We start from the raw sequence: 18,541 nt of genomic DNA, 5'->3' as shown, positions 1-18,541 counted from the left end.
TCGAGGTCCGGTCCATTCGACCCGGCGTGCACTCAGCGGCGCAGCGCGGTCTCCTCGTCGAGACGGGACAGCTTCTCGGGATTGCGCACCGCGTAGAGCCCGACGACGCGGGAGTCTTCGATGTGGAGCGTGATGACGGTGTCGATCTCGCCGGCGAGTCGGATGATCAACGCCGGCCGGCCGTTGACCTGCGCCTGTTGCAGCGACGCTGCGGCCGAAATCCTCCCCATCACGGACAGGACTCCGTCGACGCCGACAATGGGCGAGAGGGAGGCCTGCACGACTCCCCCGCCGTCGCCCACGAGCACGACATCCGGGGCGAGGATGTCGAGGAGACCCCGCAACTCGCCGGTCTCGATCGCCTTCTGGAACGCATCGAGTACGCCTCGGGTCTCGGCCGCGGAGACGACGACACGGGGTCGACGCGCTGCGACGTGCGCCCGCGCCCGGTGCGCGATCTGACGCACCGCGGCCGGGCTCTTGTCCACGGTTCCGGCGATCTCGTCGTACTCGACGTCGAACACCTCTCGCAGCACGAACACCGCCCGCTCGGTCGGGGTGAGTGTCTCCAGCACGAGCATCATCGCCGTCGAGACGCTCTCGGCCAACGCGACGTCGTCGGCCACGTCGGGCGCGGTCAGCAGGGGCTCCGGCAACCACTGACCGATGTATGTCTCCCTGCGGCGACCGAGTGATCGCAGTCTGCTGAGCGCTTGGCGCGTGGCGATCCGCACCAGGTACGCACGCTGATTCTGCACGCTGTCGTGGTCGACGCCTGCCCAGCGCAGCCACGTCTCCTGGAGGACGTCTTCAGCGTCGTCCGCCGAGCCGAGCATCTCGTATGCGACGGTGAACAGCAGATTGCGGTGGGCGAGAAACACCTCGGTCGCAGGATCTGGACGCCGGTGAGCACTCACACCACGCGGGAAATCTTCGTCGGCGGTCTCGGATGTCTCGGACGTCTCGGCCATCGGTGCTCCTCTTCGCTTTCACGTGTCATTCATCAGACGCCGGGCCACGCCGTTTTGTGACATCGGAGGTCATGAAGCCGAAGTGTGTCACAGGGATCGGATCGGCGGCGTCTCATGTTCATCAGCACGCCGTACGCACGTCCCAACGGCCTGTTCATCAAGGAACGCGAGGAGAAGCCCTCGCCATGAAAGGAAGCTCCGATGAGCTCAGCACTTGAAACTCTTCGCCGTGAGTCCGTCGGCGACCTCATTCAACCAGGCGAATCGGAATACGAATCGACGCGCCACTCGATGTTCGTGCCGGGGAGCCCGGCCGTTGTACTGCGGCCCGATGGCGTCGGCGACGTGCAAGCGGGCGTCAGATTCGCCGCCAGTGCAGGCCTCCCGTTGTCTGTGCGAGGAGGCGGCCACGGATTCCCGGGCTTCAGCACGAACGACGACGGCATCGTGATCGACCTCGGCGGACTTGCGAACGTGGAAGTCATCGACGAGGTTCGCCACCTCGTTCGGATCGGCGGCGGTGCCACCTGGGGTCACGTTGCGAAGTCCCTGGCGCCGCACGGTCTGGCGATCTCCTCGGGCGACACCAAGAGCGTCGGAGTCGGCGGATTGACCTTGACCGGCGGCATCGGCTGGAAGGTCAGGAAGTACGGTCTGGCATTGGACAACCTGGTCGCCGCCGATGTCGTCACCGCCGACGGCGAGCTCGTGCATGCGAGCGCGACGGAGAACCCCGAGCTGTTCTGGGCGATTCGTGGTGGCGGCGGCAACTTCGGCATCGTGACCGCCTTCGAGTTCGAGGCGCATCCGACGACGGCTGTGTTCTACGGCAGGATCCGCTTCCCGGCATCGGAAGCTGCGATCGTCCTGCAGGGATGGGCGGACTACCTGCGAACCGCTCCCGAAGAGCTCACCTCCCATGCGAGTCTTGCCAATCCATTCGCCGGCGGATCCGAAGCACCCGTCGAGATACAGGTCGCGTTCGACAGCGACGACCCGGAGCGCGCCGCTCGCGCGATCGAACCGATTCGCAAACTCGGCACGATGATCGACGACACCGTCGCACTGACGCCGTATTCGGACACGCTCGTGGACGGCGCGACGCCACCGCCCGGCATCCGATTCGTCACTCGAAGCGCATTCGTCGACCGGGAATCCGTATCGGATGTGCTGCAGTTGCTTGCAGAGATCGCGGCGGCGGAGTGGTCGCCGTCCATCTCCATTCGAAGCGTCGGCGGCGCGGTCTCCCGCGTTCCCGACGACGCCACGGCGTATGCGCATCGCCGGGCGGAGTTGATGTTCGTGACGGCCGTTGCCGGCCCGGAGCCGGTCGTCGAGGCCGTTCGGCCCGCTCTGGAAGCGATCTGGGAACGGCTCGGATCTCGCGTGCGCGGCGCGTACGCGAACTTCCTTGCTTCAGCAACCGAGGCGGATGTCGCGGCGATCTACCCGCCCGAGACGTATCAGCGACTCGCGGCGATCAAGCGTCGGTACGACCCCGGCAACCTCTTCGCATCCAACCACAACGTCCGACCCCAGTAGCAACAAGAGCCCGCCGTCGGGAGGGCCTCAACGGGTCCAGCGGTACGGCGTCGTGGTCGACACCTTGACGAGTCCGGAGCGTTCGAGGATCGGACGTGAGAACTCGGTCGAGTCGCTGTTGATGAGCGTCTTTCCCATGGCGAGCGCCGAGCGGGCGCGGGCTGCCGTCAGCGCACGGTAGATGCCGCGCCCGCGCCACTCCTGACGGGTTGCTCCGCCCCAGATACCGGCGAAACCGGTGCCCGGCACCGGCTCCAGACGCCCGGTCGTCACGATCTGGCCTTCGAATTCGCCGACCCACAGTTCCATGCCGTCATCGAGCGCGAGCCGGCGCAGCAGGGCATTCGCCATCTCGTCCGAGACAGGATCGCCGAAGACCTCGTCGGCCATCGCGCTCATCGCGCGCACGTCGGACTCCTCGGTGACTCGGCGCACCGTCACGCCCTCGGGCAGTGCAACGTCGACGGCCAGCCCGATCGCCTCCCCGATCATGATCGACTCGGTTTCATCGGGGACGAAACCATGCTCGAGCAGTGCGTCGTGCAGCCCTGGGGCGTGATCGTGCCCACGGGTCTTCCACTCGACCCGGCTGATCTCGGGGTCGGGCTCGTAGTGGCTCAGCGCCTCGGTCACGAGGCCGCGGATCGCGCCCGCATCTGCCCCATCGAGGTTCTGGTAGGTGACGAATCCGCGCCCACCCGCAAAGGTGATCAGGCGCAGCGGGCCGAGGCGGGTCACGGAGATCGCGCTCGGCGTCTCGGCATCGGTGCGCAATTGTTCGTCGTAGGCCTCGAGGAGCCGCGCAACCCGAACTGATTCGTCGTGTGTCATCAGTCCATTCTGGCCGAAAGCTCGGCAGCCGGATGCCACCTGCTCGCGCTTCTCGCGCTGCTCCGTGCCGGGATCTCAGCCCTGGAAATCCTCCGGGTCCACCTCGTCGAGGAACCGCTTGAATTCGTCGAGTTTCGCATCAGCCTCGTCATCGAGCCGCTCGACCGTCTCGGCCGTCTCGACCGTCTCGGCCATCTCGGCGGGGATTCCGGCATCCTCCAGCACCGCCTCGGCGACGAAGATCGGCGCTTCGGCGCGTACGGCGAGCGCGATCGCGTCTGATGGCCGCGCGTCGACGACGTACGGGCCCGACGTCGAGTCGAGGGTGATCTCTGCGAAGAAGGTGCCGTCCTCGATGCGGGTCACGTCGACGCGCTCGACCGTGGCGCCCAACGTGTCGAGCAGCAGCTTCATGAGGTCGTGCGACAGCGGACGCGGCGCCTTCTCGCCTGAGATGGCGATGAGAATGGATGTCGCTTCCTGCACGCCGATCCAGATGGGCAGCACCATGCCCGCACCCGGCTCCTCGAGCATCGGCTTCAGGAGCACGAGGTGCTGCCGGCTGCCATCGAGAGCGATCCCGAGCACGCGAACCTGGATCATGGCGCCTCCCGTCAGGCGATCGGGCGTGACACTGCCGCCGTCTCGAAGGTCGGCGGCTCTATTCGACCGCAGCAGCGTACTCGTTCGCAACCTTCGCGACGTCGTCGACGTAGTCGTTGTCGTGGTTGTAGGAGTACACCGCCGCCCGCCAGCCTTCGACGCTGGTCATCGACCCGGATGCGCACAGGTACTGCGCCGTGGCCTGAGCGGCATCGTCGATCTGGTTCGGGTCCGCGACGCCGTCGTCGTTCGCATCGCTCCCCCACTTCGCCCAGGTCGACGGAATGAACTGCATCGGTCCGACTGCGCGGTCCCACGTGACGTCCTCGTCGAACTCCCCGCCGTCGGTGTCGGCGATCTTCGCCACTCCGTTGCCGTCGAGTGGCGGGCCGATGATCGCGGGCTCGGCGAAGCCGTCGTCATCGAGGACCGCCCCTCCATGGCTGCCGTGACCCGATTCGATCGCACCGATGGCCGCGATCGTGGTCCAGTCGAGCCCGCACTCCGGCTCCTCTTCGGCGATCGAAACGTGCGCGAGCGCATACGCCGAAAGGGCGCGCTCCGGAATCCCGGTGGCCGTGCCGATCTGCGACGCCCATTCGGGATCGACCTGAGATATCGGTGCGACCTCTGAGCTCGTGACCGCCGCGGGCTCTTCTATCGTCTCGAGCTGGCGGTCTCCCTCTTCGGCCGTGATCACAGGAGGCAGCGCCACGCGCGCGCCGCTCGCCGCGGGTGCCGCGAATCCGCCGGGCTTGGCAGCGAGCCCGATGGCGCTCACCGCGAAGACCGCACCGACCGTCACCGCGATGGCCCCGGCCACGAGGCCCGTATATCCCGTCACACGGCCGACGACCTGCCGCTTCGAGGCCTTCGCTCGAACCGGTCGACGCTCGCCGTACTCGTCGACGTCGGTGTCGTCATCCCAGGACATGATGAGCCGCTCCGTTCGGGCGTTGGTTCTCTGGTCGCCCGCCGGGTCGATCGCCGCCCTCTCGACTGAGATTCGCGTCACCGACCCGCCCTTTCAGAATACTCACGCATCGTGAACCCCGCACGAGAAGAAATTGACACGCACTGACGGTGCCTGCTGGCAGACTCGTGCCATGACCATCAGCCTCGGCGCTCCGGGCGGCACCCCAGAACGGCCGGCCGTCTTCTTCTCAACACCCGAGGAGTTCCGCGCCTGGCTCGAGGCCAACCACGCCACCGAGACCGAACTGTGGATGGGCCTCTACAAGAGGCACGTGCCCGATCGCGGGCTCACCTGGCAGCAGGCGGTGCCCGAGGCGTTGTGCTTCGGGTGGATCGACTCGGTTGCCCAGCGCATCGACGAAGATGCGCGTCGCCAGCGCTGGACGCCGCGCAAGCCGACGAGCATCTGGTCGAGCGTGAACATCGCCCTTGTCGAGCAGCTCACGGCCGAGGGGCGCATGCACCCCGCCGGCGTCGCCGCGTTCGAGCGGCGACGCGAAGACCGGTCGGGCGTGTACTCCCATGAGAACCCCGACCGCGAATTGCCGCCCGAAGCAGCAGCACGGCTCGCAGCGCATGTCGCGGCATCCGCATTCTGGGAGGCCGCAACTCCGACCTACCGGCGCCAGGTCACGCACTGGGTGCTCACCGCGAAGCAAGAGGCCACGCGCGAGCGACGGCTCGGGCAGGTCATCGAAGACAGCGCGGCCGGTCTGCTGGTGTCCTTCCAGCGATACGGCGAGACACCGAAGTGGGTGGCTCGCGCCGCGGCGGCAGCGCGAGCCGCGGCATCCGAAGATCTGCCCGGCTGATTCCGCGCCCGTTCAGGCGGTGGGCCGGTTCATGTCGGGGATCGTGATGGGGGTCGTGGTGCCCGAACTGCCCCTGTTGAGGAACGCCATGCCGAGCGCTCGCACGAACTGGTCGAACAGGTAGAAGCTGACGGGCGCGATCGGCAGCAGTCCCTCGCGGAAGGCGATGTACGTGGGCCATCCGACGCGGATCGTCGCGGCCGAGATGTAGTCGCGCTTGAGCCCCAGCCAGTCGCCGACGTCGTTGCCGAGCTGGTACCGCACGAACTCGTTCAAGAAGCCGCGGGTGACCCCGAGGTCGATTTGCGCTGTCAGTCCCAGCAGTACCTCGGCGAGCTCCTGGCCCTCTTGCGTCCAGGTCAGTTTCGGCGTGAGGATCTGCGCGGCCTGCGCGTGCGCGGCGTCCCAGGTAGCGGGGATGTACTCGTCGTGAACGCCGAGGAAGTGCAACGCCACCTGCCACGAGTGCAGGAACGCCTCCTCATCGAGCCGCGACATCGGCACCTTCCACTCCTTGAGCTTCTTGTGCGCGAACGTGCCGGTGCTGTGGAAGGTGGTCAGGATGTCCTGGTTGCTGATCGGGATCGTCTCGTCGGCCACGGCCTTCCAATGGGGCGACATCGGCAGCATGTGGCGCACGGCGGCGTGCACCATGCGGGTCTTGTTCGAGGTCACGACGAACTGACCGCTCGTCTCGAAGGCGTTGATGTCGCTCAAGTCGTAGCCGAACGAGAACGTCTTGGCGGCGCGGTCCTGCATGTCGGCGCCGCCCTTCGACCAGTAGACCGACTTCGCTTCGCGCGGGATGACGGTGCTCATGATGCCGCCACCGAGGCCGTAGATCAAGAAGAGGTAGAGGTCTTTGCGACGGTTGAAGTCCGCCGCACGGCGCAGCTTCGTCATGTCCGCCCACGCCGGCATCTGCGTGCTCTGCGCCAGCCAGGCCGAGAGCTCGGTCGGCAACCCTGTCGGCAGGGCCTGGGAGTTGTGCACCCAGGGCGTGATCGCCGCGTTGACCGCCGGCACCTGCCCGTTGTCGATCACCGATGCCAGGATGCGGTCGATGTCATCGTCCCAGACCCACTGCGGGTCGGTCCCACTCCCGCTCCCGAGCACCGACCGGGCCGAGGGCCACGACCAGGCGGTCTGGGCCGCTTGAGCGGCGCTCGGGGCGAAGGCGCCGGTGAGCCCGAGAGCGGCTCCCAGCGTCAAGACGGTACGTCGGTTCATGTCGGCCACGTTGCCTCCTGCAATCCGAAGGGGATGGACCCCGCCGCGGCAACTTCGTCGACACCGCTCAGCACTCGCAGCCCATCCGCATTATGTGAATAGCCGTTAACTTAGGGAAGTGAACGGCAATTCACAAGACCCTCCGAAGAATCAACGGTTCTCGATCGGAGAGGGACCGCATGTGAGCGGGTGCGAACGGCTCACCGATGAGGCGAGCGAGCGGATGCCGCGGCATCCGCTCGCTCGCTCGGCTACTGCTCCGAACCGACCTCGGGCTGCACGATCCGCCGACGCCGTCGGAGGAGGTATGCGGCGGCGCCAAGCACGAGCAACGCGACTCCGATGGCCAGCGGCAGGGCGATCGCGAATCCGGTCTCGGCCATCCCATCATGCGAACCGGCGTTCCCAGGCTCGCCACTTCCGTTGCCGGGGTCGTCGGCTCCATCGTCGCCCGATCCCGGACCGCCAGGCCCTCCCGGATCATCCGGGTCGTCCGGGTCTCCGGGCGTCTACGTCGTGGATTCGGTCGCGACGTGCAGCGACTCGATCCGGAGATCGGCATTCGAGGTGCGGATGCCGATCTGGCCGAACAGGTGCGGGAGCGGCTCGTCATACTCGATGACTCGTGCCCCGTCGAGGTCGGCCGTGAGTGTGCTGCCGAGCGTGCGGACGACGACGACGTGGGAGATGGTGTCATCGATCGCCGTCGGTACTGCGGCGAGCGTTCGCTCGTCGTAGTCGTGACGCGCGAGCACGATGCGATCACGATGGAGTTGGACCGAGTAGCCGAGGAGGAAGTCGATGCCCAAGCGGGTGTCGTCGCCCTCGCCGCCTTCGGACAGCTGGGTTGCTCGGAGAATGATGTCTGCGTGCGAATCAGCCGAGCTCAGCCGGATCGACACGGTGGTGGAGAGCGTGAAGTCGTCCCAGTTCCCCGGAACGAGAACGACCTTCCCGTATCCGGACTGCTCACCGCTCGCCGTCGCTGTCGCCGGGGTGCGCGTGGCCCTCTTCGCTGTCGTGACGAGTGTCAGCAGGGGGCGACCGTCGACGGCTCGCACTGCGAGCGTCTGCTCGGGAGCCGTGAAGTCCACCTCGGCCGAGACCGCATGGGTCGTCTGGTCGACATGCACTCGGCTCTGCTCGTGGCCGTCGATTTCGAGCGCGAGCACATCGCCTTCCGTGAACGCACCCGAGAGGTAGACGACGTGGCGGCCGTCGCGTTGCACGTGGAGGTCGTACGTCACCGACGAGTCCGGGGGCAACCTCACCGACTCGAACGGCACCTCTCCAGGTGTTCCGTTGGATGAGGCCACCGCTAACGGAGCCGCCTCGGCGCTCAGCGCCGCCCAGAACCGGCCCGGGACGGGCTTCGCCGCGATTCGATCAGCCCGGGTGGCGACCGTGTTGGTCAGAGCGCAGAAATGGATCTGGATCGGCCCGCCCGAGGCGACGACCCCGATCATCGAACCTGGTCGTACGTGTGCCGGGACGGCGGCCTGATGCCGTCCGTCGAGGAACAGGTGCAGGAGGCCCTCATCGAAGACGAGCCGCCAGCAGTGCAGCACATCGTGAACGAAGGTGCGCGGGAGGGGCGCGCTCATCGCAATCACGGTGCGATCGGCGGCGACCCCGTCGACTCTGACCGCGTGCGTGCCACGGTCCACCCGAAGCGTCAGCCGATCGGCGTTCTCGGGGTCGCTCACCGACAGTCCATAGCTCCCCGCCGCCGTGGAGGGGGTCAGGTTGACCTCGGCGGTGAACGCCTCACCCGTTGGCGCGACATGCCAGACGGCACTCGGATCCTCGCCGAGAAGATGCCCGGCTCCATCACTGTCGGCGAGTTCGCCTGACCGGGCGAGCCAACCGTCGGCGGATCCCGCAGTCCAGTCGCACACGACATCCGCTGGCCTCGGCACCGGGGCTGACGATGTCGGGCCCAGCGCTTGCAGCGATCGCCCGTTCCAGACCTGGCGGTCGATGTCCAAGTCCCGCGAGAGGTCGGGGTTCATGTTGTGATAGACGAGGTACGTCGAGACGAGATCAGGGCCGCTCACGCTGCTGCTGTGCCCGAGGCCGAGGAACCCCTGCTCAGTACTGATGAGGATCGGGTTGAGGGGATCGTTCCGGTAGCCGGCCAGTGGGTGCGCGCTGTAGGCGGCATTGATCCGGTAGCCGGGGCTGAGGTAGTGGTTTCCGGTGAGCGTCATGTGGTACCAGCCGTCGCGCTTGCTGACGAACGGTCCCTCGGTCCACCCGTTCATGTGGATGCCCGTGAACACCGGTTCCCCGAACTCGGTCGGCGACGGCATCTCGCATCCCCAGATGCCCTCGTCGCCTGCCCAGTAGAAGTACCACTGTCCGTCGTCGTCGATGAAGACGTTCCCGTCGATGGCGTGACCGACGTTGCCGGTGACGGCACGGAACGGCCCGGTCGGTGATGCCGATTGCAGGGCGTGGTGCCCGTGGCCGGAGGGCGATGTGTACATGGTGAACACGCCGTCGGCGTAGACCACCTCGGGCGCGAATGGCACGAGTCCCGGGAACTCGTCCTCGTCGATGGTGGGGCCTTCGAGGGTCCAGGTGACGAGATCGCTCGAGCTCCAGCACCGGACGTCGGGGTTGGTGCAGTAGAGGTAGTAGCGCCCGTCGTGACGGAGCACGAAGGGGTCGGCGAAATCGCCGTTCGTCGCGATCGGGTTTGCGTAGGTTCTCATGGTCAGCCTTTGATGCCCGAGATGGCGAACGAGTCGACGAAGTACTTCTGCGTCGCGATGAAGAGGATCACGACGGGAAGCACTGCGATGATCGATGCGGCCATCACAATGGGGAAGTCGGTCTGTTCGGCGTAGTACGACGTGAGCGATGCGATCACGAGCTGCACGGTCGAGTTCTCGGGTGAGTTGGTGAAGATGAGCGGCCCCAGGTAGTCGTTCCAGGTGGCCATGAAGACGATGATGACGTTGGCGGCGATGGCCGGCTTGCAGAGTGGGAGGAAGATGCTCCAATAGATCCTCAGGAAGCCGGCGCCATCCAGTTTCGCGGCGTCCATCAGCTCCGTCGACAGGCCGAGCATGTACTGGCGAAGGAAGAAGATCATGGTGATGTTGCCGAGCATCGCGGGCACGATGAGCGGCAACAACGTGTCGATCCAGCCGATCTCTGCGAACACGAGGAACTGCGGGATGATCAACACGACCATCGGGATCATCATGGTGGCGAGGAGCGCGACGAAGATGGCACGCTTCCGAGGGAAATCGAGCTTCGCGAATGCGAATGCCGCCATGGTCGATGAGAACGTGCCCACGACGACGACCGACACCGTGACGATCGTGCTGTTGAGGAGACCCGTCGCTAGCGGGGCGATCTGCCACACCTCGACGTAGTTCGCCCAGTCGACGGGGTTCGGGATCCACTGCGGGGGGTACTCGAAGACGAGCTTCGATTCCTTCAACGATGTGGAGAGCATCCAGAGGAAGGGCACCAGCATCGCGAGCGCACCGATGAGCATGAGCACGAAGGAGATCGTGGTCAGCGAGCGCTGCCGGGAGGTTTCAGAGGAAGCCATTGTCACTCGCCTTCGTAGACCCAGCGGCGGGAAAGTCGGAACTGGAACAGTGTGACCGCCAGGATGGCGAGGGCGAAGAAGAGCGCGACCGCGGAGGCGAATCCCATCTCGTTCGAGACGAACGCCTTCTCCCAGATGTAGTAAGTGACGGTCGCCGCGCTGTACTCCCGTCCACCGTCGGTCGTGAAGAGCTGCACCTCGACGAACGTCTGGAGCGAGCCGATCACTCCGATGACCGTCAGGAAGAACAGCACGGGAGAGAGCATCGGCAGCGTGATCTGGAAGAACTGGCGCATCGTCGAAGCACCGTCGAGACGCGCGGCCTCGTAGTAGACGTGGGGGATGTTCTTGAGCCCGGCCAGCAAGTAGATGGAGGTGATGCCGATCATCTTCCACGCGATCATCATCACGATGGTCACCTTCACCCAGTCGGGATCGCCCAGCCAGTTCGGACCCTGGATGCCGAACCACGCGAGCAGCACTTGGTTGACGAGCCCGTACTCGTAGTTGAACAACCACTTCCACATCACGACGAGCGCGACGATCGACGAGATGTACGGCAGGAAGAAGAACAGCCGGAAGACCTTGCTGCCCGGCGTGTTCCGGTGGCAGCCGATGGCGAAGAGGAGCCCGAAGAGCAGGTAGAACGGAATTGGCAGGAGCATGAAGATGGTGTTCCAGACCGAGGTCCAGAACTTCTCGTCGGTGAGGAAGCCGACGAAGTTCTCCAGCCCGACGAAGTCGTAGGTCCCCCGCAAGACGTTCCAGTTCGTGAAGGCCGCCAGCACCGCGATCACGACGGGGACGACGCAGAAGAGCAGGATCTGGAGCGAGATCGGAGCGATGAACGCCAAGCCCCAGAGTCGCTCTCGGCGCTTCATCTCCCCTGCTCGTTGCTTTGCCGCCATCGAACCGCAACCTCTTTTCATGTCGAGGGCGCGCCGCCCGACGGCGGCGCGCCCCGATGGGGAGTGAACCTACTGGCCTTGCTCTTCGATGCCCTTGTCGAGCAGCGCCTGCATCTCGTCCTCGATGGATGCGGTGTACTCCGCGGCGGTCTGCTCGCCGAGCATCACGCTGGCCGAGTTGGCATTGAACTCGGTGAACCACTCGCTGTTGTAGGTGTACGTCTGCGTCGCGCGGCGACCGTAGTCCTCGATGATGCGGATGAATTCTTCTTTGTTCGCCGGCGGCTTGTCCATCGCGAGGTACTCGTCTTTGGCCATGTCGATGAGGTTCGGAACGGCCTGCCCCTTCTCCATGTTCGCTCGCTGCGCATCCTCATTGAACGCGAGGAACGCGGCGAGGTTGGAGGCATCCTCCTTGTGCTCGCTGCTGTTGGCCACGGCGAAGCCGATGCCGCCGTACCAGGTCGCGCGCTCCTCGGTGTTCGGGCTCACGGGCCACGGCATGATGTCCCAGTTGAAGTCGGCGTCCTCCCAGAACTGGCCCTGACTCCATGGCCCGATGCCCATCATCCCGATCTTGCCATCGAGGAATCGCTGGAAGCTCCCGAGCGAGCCCTCCTCCTCGGCCGAGGGCACGACGCCCTCCACGAGGCCGAGGTCGGCAACCCATTGCATCGCCTCGACGAACTCCGGGTCGGTGACGGTGACCTTCGTGTGGTCCTCGTTGAGCCAGTCGCCCCCATTGGACCAGACGGCGGATTCGAGCGAGTAGGGCGCCGAACCGTAGACCTTGTCACTGCCTTCGCCGGTCGTCAGCTTCTCGGCCGCGGCGACGAACTCGTCCCAGGTCCAGGGGGTCTCGGGGTCGGGTGCGGTGATTCCCGCCGCATCGAAGAGATCCTTGTTGTAGGCGAGGGCGAACGGTCCGATGTCCTTCGGGAGACCGTAGATCGCGCCCTCACCGGGCGTTGTGCCGTCGTAGCGGTACATGCTGATCGCGTTCTCCCAGACGTTCGACTCGTCGAAGACGTCGTTGTCGGCGACGAAGTCGCTCAAGTCCGTGATGATGCCGCTGTCAGCCCAGGGCATCACGTTTTCAGGAGCGAGGTAGAAGACATCGGGTGTCTTCTTACTGGCGATCATCGTCTGCAGCTTCGTTGCGAAGTCGGCCGCGGGGACGCTGATGTAGTCGACGGTCACGTCGGGGTTCTCCCCCTCGAACTGGGTGATCATGTCCTCGAAGACGGCGACCTCTTGAGGTGACCCCCAACCCATGAACGTGATCGTGCGGTCGCCCGAATCGGACTGTCCGCCGGCGCATCCGCTCAAGGCAAGGGCTGTTGCCGCTGCTAGGGCAACCATGGCTGTGCGAGTGTTCATGTGCTCTCCTGTCGGCTCCCGGCCGCTGCACTGCGGCTCTTGGCGCTCGGCACTGACGCGCCGGCTCCCTCGGTTGACTTCGAAAGCTAATGTATAGCGCTGTAAATGTCAACGCAGTGCGCGGGCACGAGGTTCTAGGATGGGGCAATGAATACCGGCAGATCGGGTGGGCGCGTGCGGCTGCTCGACGTGGCAACGTGGGCTGGCGTCTCGATGAAGACGGTGTCGAACGTCGTGCACGACTACCAGCATGTATCGCCGAAGACCCGGGAGAAGGTACAGGCTGCGATCGAGGAGCTCGGTTACAAACCGAACCTGACGGCTCGTCGTCTCGCGACCGGCAAGACGGGCATGATCGCGCTCGCGATCCCCGAGATGGATCAGCCGTACTTCGCCGAGCTCGCGCGCCAGATCGGAGAGGAGGCCGGTCGTCGCGACTACCGGGTCATCGTCGAGCAGACACTGAACGACGTCGAGGCCGAGCGAGCCGTCATCCGCGATCGTGAAGAGGGGCTGGTCGACGGGGTCATCTTCCATCCCGCTCGGATCGACACGATGGAGATCGCGCGCCTCAGGCCCGACACGCCTCTCGTCTTGCTCGGCGAAGCGGCGCGCCCGCTCACCACTGACCACGTCATGATCGACAACGTCAGAGCCGCCCGCGATGGCGTGGAGATGCTCTTGGCACGGGGCCGATCGAGGATCGCATTCCTCGCGAGCGTGCGCGGCGATATGACGGAGTCCACCCATCTGCGCCTCCTCGGATACCAGGAGGCGCTCATCGCCGCCGGCATCCCGCTCGACCCGCGTCTCGTGCTGGAGACTGATGGATTCGCGATCGACGACGGCGTTCGTGCGATGTCACGCATGGTCGACGAGGGTATCGAGTTCGATGCTGTGCTGTGTCGCGACGATCTCTTCGCCATGGCGGCGATCAAGGCGCTCGCGCAGTCGCGGATCCGCATCCCAGACGACGTGGCCGTGCTGGGTTGGGATGACACGGCGCTCGCCCGCTACAGCACGCCGGCGCTCTCATCGGTCTCGCCCGACAAACGGGAGATCGCCGCAATGGCCTTCGAGCTGCTGGAGAGTCGCATGAGCGGCTTCACGGGCGTCGGCCGTCACCAGATCGCGCCGCACACCATCATTGAACGTTCGACAACCAGGCGGTAATTTTCCAGCGCTGGAATTTGGGGCTAGGCTTCACGCATGCTTCACGAGACCTCGTTTCTGGCAAGCCGCCAAGATGGAACGCACCCGCGCCCGCAGCTCGTTCGCGCGCGCTGGCATGACCTCTCCGGGCAGTGGCGTTTTGCCTTCGATGACGACGACTCCGGTCTGGCCAACGGGTGGATGCACGACACGGAAGCGTTCCCTCTCGAGATCACCGTGCCGTTCCCACCCGAGTCCCCCGCATCCGGCATCGGCGACACGAGGTTCCACCGCGTGATGTGGTATCGGCGAACGGTGACCGCTGCCGACCTCGCAGCAACGGGCCATGCTGCCGGCCGCACACTCGTGCTGCACTTCGGTGCGGTCGACTATCGGGCAGATGTATGGGTCGCAGGGCACCACGTCGGCCACCATGAAGGCGGGCACACGCCCTTCGACGTGGTGATTCCGTACGCCGACGGCGACGGCGACGCCGAAGTGGATGTCGTCTTGCGCGTCGAGGATGATCCGCACGACCTCGCCCAACCCCGGGGGAAGCAGGACTGGTCAGAGCGCCGGCATGTGGTCTGGTACGACCGCACGAGCGGCATCTGGCAGCCGGTATGGCTCGAGTCGATGCCGCGGCAGCACATCACGCGGCTGGTATGGCGCCCGAGCATCGGGGCCGGCTCCGTGCAGCTCGACGTCGAGTTGTCGGAGCGACCGGTCGCGACCACTGTGCTCCGTGTCACCCTGCGCAAAGGCGACGATGTGCTCGTCACCCAATCCGTGCGCCTCACGGAACCACGGGCGAGCGCCGTCTTCTCGCTGCCCGGCCTTCGCAACGGGCAGGGCCATGATGACTACCTCTGGTCTCCGGAATCGCCCACCCTCATCGACGCGACGATCGAACTCGAGACGACCGAACAAGATGCCGACACCGTTCACTCCTACTTCGGGCTCCGCGACGTCGGGCAGGATGGCGGCGCGTTCCTGTTGAACGGCCGTCCGTACCCGATCAGGGGAATCCTCTCCCAGGGCTACTGGCCCGGCTCGCACCTCGCTGCACCGAACGCCGATGCGCTGCGGGCCGAGGTGCAGCTCATCAAGGATCTCGGGTTCACGACCGCTCGAGTGCACCAGAAGATCGAAGACCCTCGCTTCATGTACTGGGCCGACCGGCTCGGCCTGCTGCTCTGGACGGAGATGCCGAGCACCTACGAATTCTCCGTGACGGCAACGAGCCGGCTGGTGAGCGAATGGATCGACGTGATCCGCCGAGATGCCTCGCACCCGAGCATCGTTGCCTGGGTTCCGTTCAATGAGAGCTGGGGTGTTCAGCAGGTCGCGACGAGTGCACAGCAACGCGAGGTGGTTCGCGCGCTTTACCACCTCACCAAGGCGATCGACGATTCCCGCCTGGTGATCTCGAACGACGGATGGGAGCACACGCTCTCCGACCTCTTCACGGTCCACGACTACGAGAACGATGCGACGCGCCTGCTCGCCGCGTACTCCACGCCGGAAGCGGTGCAGCGGAGCCTCAACGGCATCGCCCCGAGCGGTCGCCGCACACTTGTCGGCACACCGGAGGAGTCTGCGGCCACGACCGCGAAGCCGGTCATCCTCAGTGAGTTCGGTGGTGTCAGTGTCGATCTGCCCGGGAACGGCGCTTGGGGCTATCGCGTGGTGGAATCCACCGACCAATTCCAAGACCACCTGACGGCACTCTTCGACGCCGTGCGAGCCAGCGATGGACTTGCGGGCTGGTGTTACACGCAGCTCGCGGACACCGGTCAGGAGACGAACGGGCTCGTCGACGAGAACCGCCACCCGAAGCTCCCCATCGAGATCATTCGCGCGATCGTCGAGGGCGAGCAGCGTCCGAAGCAGGCGGAGGCCGTCTTCGCCTCCGATCGCACGGATGCGTCGCATACGGATGCGTCGCGGTCGAGCGCGGATTCCACGACACGGGCTGGTACGGGCCCGCGAGCCGGGGCGCCGAACTCACCGTCGGGGGCCGCCGCGGCATTGCCTTGAAAGCTGCCCGGTACGTGGGGTCAACGAGGCTGCCGGCGTCTTCGTCGACCCCCCGGACCCTCACGACCCAGGCTGTGGCAACAGCCTAGAGCCCGCGGCCGCGCTCAATCCGGGAGTTTGCTCCGAACTTCTGGCGCGCTCGTCGTGATCGACCGAAGCGCGTACTGCCGCACGCGCACGAACCGGGTGGCGGTGCACGTCGACAGCAGGGGTTCGGAGCGGGCCTCCTCCAGCTCCACCACGAGCTCGCCCTCAGCGCCCTCGAGCCGCACGCGCCAGCCCGCATCGGCCGCCTCCTCGGCGATCGGCGCATACGCCTCGATTCGCTCGTCGCCGAAGGTCTCGCGCGCGAAGTGCTGGGCAGCCTGCACCGGATGCGTCAGCGAGCTGCGCCCCCGATACCGCTCGGGCACGATGCGACCGTCGTCGAAGGCCTCAGCGATGCGCACCGGGTCGCCGTCGTCGGCATACCCGTAGTAGAGCCCGTGCGGAAAGACCACCATCGTGCCGGCGAACCTGTCGCCGCCGAGGTGCGAGCACTCCCACGTCTCGTCGGGGCGCGCTTCGGCGAGCGCCGTCACCACGCGGCGGCCGCGCACCGCGCAGCACTGGTCGTGTCGGGCGTGGGTGCACACGCAATAGATGGGCCGGGGCGACGGGATGCCGGTGGACCCGTCGAGCGGCACCTCGAGGAGGGCCGCGGCATCCGCCACCTCACCCCACACGACACTCTCGTGACCCGGCCGCGAATCGACGATCGCCCAGCGCTGTGCCGTCGGAGCAGCCCGCCGGCCGGTGCGCCGGATCGCGAGCGGTCGCATGCCGTCACCCTCGATGCGTTTCACGAGCGCACGGCCGAGCGCGCGATCGAACGGTTCATCGAGCAGGGCGTTCTGCCCCCAGCTCGCCGCGACCTCGACGAGGAACCAGCGCAGCCCGCGCGGCCCGGTGCCGACGAGCGGATCGCTCCGCTCTCGCGCGCGATCGCTGCACGGCGCCCAGTGCTCGGCGGCCAGGGTCACGCGGGCGCCACCACAAATCCCTCGCGCACGAGCCTGCGCACGACGACGACCGCGCTCTCGGTGTCGAGGCCCGGGAGCTCCCCGGCCGTAGCGACCTCACCCGTGGCGAGTCGGCGTACGGCCTGCTCCGCTTCGGCCGGGAGCGACAGCGTCTTCGTGCGCGCCACGATGCGCACCCGGTCGTCGACCGTCGTGACGCGCACGGGAAGCGACGCGCGCCACCGCACCGGGGTCGATGCATCGAGCGTCGCGAGCGCCTCGAGTGTCGCGAGCGGCGCGACCGGCTCCGCGCGGGTTTCGGCGTCGAAGCGTGCACTGAGAATGGCGGCCGGCCGCGAGGCATCCGTCTGCTGCAATGTTTCGACGAGTGCCTGCACCGTCTGCTCGACGATCGGCGCGAGCGCCTCGGGGTCGCGCAGGTCGACGCCGAGCGGCAGCGACGCGCGCAACTCGGCGTTGTCGCCGACCTGACGCAGCAGCGCGTCGGCGAGGTCGGCTCGCGTGTACGCCGCCATGCCGATGGTCAGGTGCACGGATGTCTCGCCGAGCGCGGTCGCCGAATGGATCCACCCGCGCGGGAGGTACAGCGCATCGCCCGGTCGCAGCACCGCGTCGATCACGGGTTCGTGCGTGGCCTCCCGGGCGACGGCTGCCTGGTGCTGCTGCCACGGCTGGGTGCGCAGCGGATCGACGAGCACGGGCGCGTGGATGCGCCAGTGCTTCTCGCCCGAAATCTGCAGCACGAAGACATCATGGGTGTCGTAGTGCGGGTCGAACCCCTGCGACGACGGCGGGGTGACGTAGGCGTTCACCTGCGCCGGGTGGCCGATGTCGTCGATGAGCGCGCGGGTGAAGTCGATGATCGGCGGCCACAGGCGGTGCAGTCCCTGCAGCACGATGGTCGCGCCGCCCGCGAACTCGGTGAGCACCTTGTCGCTCGAGATCTGGTCGGCGATCTCTGCACCGAAACCACCTGAGGCGGTGTAGTCGGATGCCGCGAGCACCGAGCCTTCGTTCGCCATGCGGATGAACGGGGTGCGCACGCCGCGCCGCGTGACGAGTTCGTCGACGGCCTGAGTCGAGAACAGGTCGTCGAAGCGTGCGTCGAGCTCGTCGGCCGTGGAGAGCAGCGGCTCGCGCCCCCAGTAGCGGCCCGCGAACTCCTCAGCCGAGATACGGATGCAGCGCGAAAGCGCGGGCCGACTTTTCGACCCGCGCTCCGGGCTGGTCACTACGCGGAACCGTCAGCGCCGCCGTCGTGGCCACCGGGGTTGGCGCCGCCATCAGCGGTACCCTCGCCCGCAGCCGCGGATCCGTCAGCGCCACCGTCGTGGCCACCGGGGTTGGCGCCGCCATCGGCAGTGCCCTCGCCCTCGGCGGCGGATCCATCGGCGCCACCATCGTGACCCTTCGGGTTGGCGCCCCCATCGGCAGTGCCTTCGCCCTCGGCACCCGGCTCGAGGGTGATGTCGTCATCGTTGATCGTCATGAGAGTTCCTCTCGTTGC

Annotated in this window: 17 protein-coding genes; 4 read left to right on the top strand and 13 right to left on the bottom strand. The window is 66.5% G+C overall.

Annotated features, from left to right (window positions below; all coding sequences use genetic code 11):
• Positions 1–32: 32 nt before the first annotated feature.
• Positions 33–971 carry an RNA polymerase sigma-70 factor gene (locus AC1C2T_RS07345; protein WP_495360918.1) on the bottom strand — a complete coding sequence of 313 codons (939 nt, stop codon included), beginning with the start codon at positions 969–971 and terminating at the stop codon, positions 33–35.
• Positions 972–1,172: 201 nt separating this feature from the next.
• Between AC1C2T_RS07345 and AC1C2T_RS07340 the strand changes: the two genes are divergently transcribed.
• The gene (locus AC1C2T_RS07340) at positions 1,173–2,513 is read left to right on the top strand and encodes an FAD-binding oxidoreductase (RefSeq protein WP_495384787.1); all 1,341 of its coding nucleotides are present in this window, start codon (positions 1,173–1,175) and stop codon (positions 2,511–2,513) included.
• A gap of 27 nt (positions 2,514–2,540) precedes the next feature.
• Here AC1C2T_RS07340 and AC1C2T_RS07335 read toward each other — a convergent pair whose 3' ends face one another.
• The 3 genes from AC1C2T_RS07335 to AC1C2T_RS07325 form a co-directional block, all read right to left on the bottom strand.
• Entirely contained in the window at positions 2,541–3,344 is an 804-nt protein-coding gene (locus AC1C2T_RS07335; protein ID WP_495384786.1) for a GNAT family N-acetyltransferase, read from the bottom strand.
• 75 nt (positions 3,345–3,419) lie between these two features.
• On the bottom strand, positions 3,420–3,947 hold the full coding sequence (locus tag AC1C2T_RS07330; RefSeq protein WP_495360921.1) for a bifunctional nuclease family protein: 528 nt from the start codon (positions 3,945–3,947) through the stop codon (positions 3,420–3,422).
• 58 nt (positions 3,948–4,005) lie between these two features.
• Positions 4,006–4,881, bottom strand: a complete 876-nt coding sequence (locus AC1C2T_RS07325; RefSeq protein ID WP_495384785.1) for a lytic transglycosylase domain-containing protein — start codon at positions 4,879–4,881, stop codon at positions 4,006–4,008.
• Positions 4,882–5,053: 172 nt separating this feature from the next.
• Between AC1C2T_RS07325 and AC1C2T_RS07320 the strand changes: the two genes are divergently transcribed.
• Positions 5,054–5,734 (top strand): YdeI/OmpD-associated family protein, encoded by a 681-nt coding sequence (locus AC1C2T_RS07320; protein ID WP_495384784.1) that lies wholly within the window; start codon positions 5,054–5,056, stop codon positions 5,732–5,734.
• A 12-nt stretch (positions 5,735–5,746) separates the two neighbouring features.
• Here AC1C2T_RS07320 and AC1C2T_RS07315 read toward each other — a convergent pair whose 3' ends face one another.
• The 6 genes from AC1C2T_RS07315 to AC1C2T_RS07290 form a co-directional block, all read right to left on the bottom strand.
• Positions 5,747–6,964, bottom strand: a complete 1,218-nt coding sequence (locus tag AC1C2T_RS07315) for an oxygenase MpaB family protein (RefSeq protein WP_495384783.1) — start codon at positions 6,962–6,964, stop codon at positions 5,747–5,749.
• Positions 6,965–7,215: 251 nt separating this feature from the next.
• Positions 7,216–7,347, bottom strand: a complete 132-nt coding sequence (locus tag AC1C2T_RS07310) for an LPXTG cell wall anchor domain-containing protein (RefSeq protein WP_495384782.1) — start codon at positions 7,345–7,347, stop codon at positions 7,216–7,218.
• A gap of 126 nt (positions 7,348–7,473) precedes the next feature.
• Positions 7,474–9,681 (bottom strand): glycoside hydrolase family 43 protein, encoded by a 2,208-nt coding sequence (locus tag AC1C2T_RS07305; protein ID WP_495384781.1) that lies wholly within the window; start codon positions 9,679–9,681, stop codon positions 7,474–7,476.
• 2 nt (positions 9,682–9,683) lie between these two features.
• Positions 9,684–10,532 carry a carbohydrate ABC transporter permease gene (locus AC1C2T_RS07300; protein WP_495384780.1) on the bottom strand — a complete coding sequence of 283 codons (849 nt, stop codon included), beginning with the start codon at positions 10,530–10,532 and terminating at the stop codon, positions 9,684–9,686.
• A gap of 2 nt (positions 10,533–10,534) precedes the next feature.
• Entirely contained in the window at positions 10,535–11,413 is an 879-nt protein-coding gene (locus AC1C2T_RS07295) for a carbohydrate ABC transporter permease (protein ID WP_495384779.1), read from the bottom strand.
• Positions 11,414–11,509: 96 nt separating this feature from the next.
• Positions 11,510–12,820 carry an ABC transporter substrate-binding protein gene (locus tag AC1C2T_RS07290; RefSeq protein WP_495384778.1) on the bottom strand — a complete coding sequence of 437 codons (1,311 nt, stop codon included), beginning with the start codon at positions 12,818–12,820 and terminating at the stop codon, positions 11,510–11,512.
• Positions 12,821–12,967: 147 nt separating this feature from the next.
• Here AC1C2T_RS07290 and AC1C2T_RS07285 point away from each other — a divergent pair, with 147 nt between their 5' ends.
• Both AC1C2T_RS07285 and AC1C2T_RS07280 read left to right on the top strand, forming a co-directional pair.
• Entirely contained in the window at positions 12,968–13,993 is a 1,026-nt protein-coding gene (locus tag AC1C2T_RS07285) for a LacI family DNA-binding transcriptional regulator (protein ID WP_495384777.1), read from the top strand.
• A 36-nt stretch (positions 13,994–14,029) separates the two neighbouring features.
• Entirely contained in the window at positions 14,030–16,012 is a 1,983-nt protein-coding gene (locus AC1C2T_RS07280; RefSeq protein ID WP_495384776.1) for a glycoside hydrolase family 2 protein, read from the top strand.
• A 104-nt stretch (positions 16,013–16,116) separates the two neighbouring features.
• On the opposite strand, the gene AC1C2T_RS07275 is transcribed toward AC1C2T_RS07280, so the two are convergent.
• The 3 genes from AC1C2T_RS07275 to AC1C2T_RS07265 are packed head-to-tail and all read right to left on the bottom strand — an operon-like array spanning position 16,117 to position 18,523.
• Positions 16,117–17,034, bottom strand: coding sequence for a ferredoxin family protein (locus tag AC1C2T_RS07275; RefSeq protein ID WP_495384775.1), 918 nt, complete (start codon positions 17,032–17,034; stop codon positions 16,117–16,119).
• Complete coding sequence (locus AC1C2T_RS07270) at positions 17,031–18,266, bottom strand: cupin domain-containing protein (protein ID WP_495384774.1); 1,236 nt, start codon at positions 18,264–18,266, stop codon at positions 17,031–17,033. The genes AC1C2T_RS07275 and AC1C2T_RS07270 overlap by 4 nt, the downstream gene beginning before the upstream one ends.
• Positions 18,266–18,523, bottom strand: a complete 258-nt coding sequence (locus AC1C2T_RS07265) for a BatC protein (protein WP_495351342.1) — start codon at positions 18,521–18,523, stop codon at positions 18,266–18,268. The genes AC1C2T_RS07270 and AC1C2T_RS07265 overlap by 1 nt, the downstream gene beginning before the upstream one ends.
• Positions 18,524–18,541: the final 18 nt, after the last annotated feature.

The organism is Agromyces sp. Y558 (assembly GCF_059445415.1).
This window is presented reverse-complemented; position numbering and strand designations above follow the sequence as displayed.

Bases quoted from the DNA above. Each gene is read 5' to 3' on its own strand.
- AC1C2T_RS07285 (WP_495384777.1), top strand. From the start codon at position 12,968: ATGAATACCGGCAGATCGGGTGGGCGCGTGCGGCTGCTCGACGTGGCA.
- AC1C2T_RS07330 (WP_495360921.1), bottom strand. From the start codon at position 3,947: ATGATCCAGGTTCGCGTGCTCGGGATCGCTCTCGATGGCAGCCGGCAG.
- AC1C2T_RS07325 (WP_495384785.1), bottom strand. From the start codon at position 4,881: ATGTCCTGGGATGACGACACCGACGTCGACGAGTACGGCGAGCGTCGA.
- AC1C2T_RS07295 (WP_495384779.1), bottom strand. From the start codon at position 11,413: ATGAAGCGCCGAGAGCGACTCTGGGGCTTGGCGTTCATCGCTCCGATC.
- AC1C2T_RS07335 (WP_495384786.1), bottom strand. From the start codon at position 3,344: ATGACACACGACGAATCAGTTCGGGTTGCGCGGCTCCTCGAGGCCTAC.
- AC1C2T_RS07340 (WP_495384787.1), top strand. From the start codon at position 1,173: ATGAGCTCAGCACTTGAAACTCTTCGCCGTGAGTCCGTCGGCGACCTC.
- AC1C2T_RS07300 (WP_495384780.1), bottom strand. From the start codon at position 10,532: ATGGCTTCCTCTGAAACCTCCCGGCAGCGCTCGCTGACCACGATCTCC.
- AC1C2T_RS07265 (WP_495351342.1), bottom strand. From the start codon at position 18,523: ATGACGATCAACGATGACGACATCACCCTCGAGCCGGGTGCCGAGGGC.
- AC1C2T_RS07305 (WP_495384781.1), bottom strand. From the start codon at position 9,681: ATGAGAACCTACGCAAACCCGATCGCGACGAACGGCGATTTCGCCGAC.
- AC1C2T_RS07290 (WP_495384778.1), bottom strand. From the start codon at position 12,820: ATGAACACTCGCACAGCCATGGTTGCCCTAGCAGCGGCAACAGCCCTT.
- AC1C2T_RS07280 (WP_495384776.1), top strand. From the start codon at position 14,030: ATGCTTCACGAGACCTCGTTTCTGGCAAGCCGCCAAGATGGAACGCAC.
- AC1C2T_RS07320 (WP_495384784.1), top strand. From the start codon at position 5,054: ATGACCATCAGCCTCGGCGCTCCGGGCGGCACCCCAGAACGGCCGGCC.
- AC1C2T_RS07345 (WP_495360918.1), bottom strand. From the start codon at position 971: ATGGCCGAGACGTCCGAGACATCCGAGACCGCCGACGAAGATTTCCCG.
- AC1C2T_RS07310 (WP_495384782.1), bottom strand. From the start codon at position 7,347: ATGGCCGAGACCGGATTCGCGATCGCCCTGCCGCTGGCCATCGGAGTC.
- AC1C2T_RS07315 (WP_495384783.1), bottom strand. From the start codon at position 6,964: ATGAACCGACGTACCGTCTTGACGCTGGGAGCCGCTCTCGGGCTCACC.